1 protein-coding gene is annotated in these 459 nt (G+C 34.6%); it reads right to left on the bottom strand.

Annotation, left to right across the window (positions count from 1 at the left end; genetic code table 11):
- A partial coding sequence (locus tag K0039_RS21180) for a S6 family peptidase (protein WP_272491553.1) occupies positions 1–306 on the bottom strand: 306 nt, incomplete at its 3' end.
- Between the last annotated feature and the right edge of the window lie 153 nt (positions 307–459).

Raw genomic sequence — 459 nt, 5'->3', positions numbered from 1 at the left:
TACACTTACAATATGTTGTGGATCGATTAATGTACCTACACCAAGAAATGAATCCACACTACTGAAGTCAGGCATAGGTGCAGTATTTAGTCTTCCAACTAACTTACCTTTATTATCATAAATCGGTATATCAACTTTCCCGACCTGAAAAACACCTTTATTTTCTGCAAAATCTCTGTAAGTCTGATAGGCAATATCACTTCTGACTGTCGATGCAAAACCATTCGTACTCAGAGACAAACTTATACAGATAGCAAGGACATGATATCTAAATTTCATTATTAATCCTTCAGTAAAACTTTTCAACTTTGGTTAATTAAAATATTCTGCGTCTTGCTCATTTGCGAAATATGAATTAAACACGCATGACTCTATACATCAATTTACTAACACTTCAATTCATTTCCTTGCGATGTTAGACCGGCACCTTGCCAGTCTGGATCTGAATTCACATTTATA

This window comes from Terrisporobacter mayombei (assembly GCF_020748465.1).
Taxonomy (GTDB): Bacteria; Bacillota; Clostridia; order Peptostreptococcales; family Peptostreptococcaceae; genus Terrisporobacter; species Terrisporobacter mayombei.
The sequence above is the reverse complement of the archived record's forward strand: the minus strand, read 5'-3'. Positions and strand labels throughout refer to the sequence as shown.